General features: G+C 54.4%; 1 protein-coding gene. It reads right to left on the bottom strand.

Annotated elements, in window-relative coordinates; all coding sequences use genetic code 11:
- Positions 1–133 precede the first annotated feature (133 nt).
- Positions 134–1035, bottom strand: a 902-nt coding sequence (locus R5H23_RS16825) for an IS5 family transposase (protein ID WP_211516549.1), incomplete at its 5' end; no start/stop codon positions are given.

Genomic DNA, 1035 nt, shown 5'->3' with positions numbered 1-1035 from the left:
TGGAGAGATCGAAGAACCGTTGATTGATGCGTCTGGCTCCTGATTTCAGAGTTTTGGCGTGCTGATTGATGGCTCCTGGGGTGGCTTTCGCTCTGCGTTTTGAGCAGATCGGGAACGATCATCCGCTGGACTGCTACGCGTGGGCGTTAATCCTCTCGAGGAAGAGAAGGCGGCGCATATTATAGACGATATTGGCCAGCCCGATCCTCATGGTTGCACGAGTGATACTCACTGTCCGGATGAACAGTCCGGTCTGTGACTTCTGATCAGCAAAGACATGCTCGACACGTGACCGGATAACGGACTTTCCGGCGTTGGATTTCTGGATGTGCCGAGGCATAGGCTTGAGATGCGGCTTTTTCCTGTGGACCTTCGAGACAAAGCCCTGCTTCTCCATGAAGTCTTCGTTGGCTTTTGAGCGATAGGCTGTGTCTGCCCAGACTATTGAGGCCGTATTGGTTTTATCCAGCAAGCCCTCTCTCAATCGCGCACCATCACTGGCGGCGGCATCGGTTGTTTTCCATTTCCGGATCAACCGAAATTTTCGGTCGATGGAGACATGGGATTTGTAGCCAAAGAATGGGATGGCAAGATCTGTTGCGGGGATCGTCCCATCCTCCTGCCGCTTTGCTTTCGTGAACTTCAGCGTCCACCGCGCATGCCTGTCCTTGTGGGACAGCTTTGACGGCTTGTCCTGCCAGTCCTGTGGGATCCGCCCTTCACGCAGATCCGCTTTCTCAGCATTTGTGTTGCGCTGCCTGGGAGCCGCGACCAGCGTTGCATCCAGGATCTGCCCTGACATCGGGAGATAACCAGCGTTCCGCAGGGTTGCATCAAAGCGATTGAACAGACCATCGACCGCACCCGCCTGTGTCAGACGCTCGCGAAACAGCCAGACCGTTTTGGCATCGGGCACGCGATCTGACAGCCCCAGACCAAGAAAACGCATGAACGACAGGCGGTCATTGATCAGATATTCCGTCCGTTCATCGGACAGATTATTCAGCGTCTGGATCACCAGGATTTTGAACATCA

The organism is Gluconobacter sp. GP1 (genome assembly GCF_032913585.1).
Taxonomy (GTDB): domain Bacteria; phylum Pseudomonadota; class Alphaproteobacteria; order Acetobacterales; family Acetobacteraceae; genus Gluconobacter; species Gluconobacter cerinus.
The sequence above is the reverse complement of the archived record's forward strand: the minus strand, read 5'-3'. Positions and strand labels throughout refer to the sequence as shown.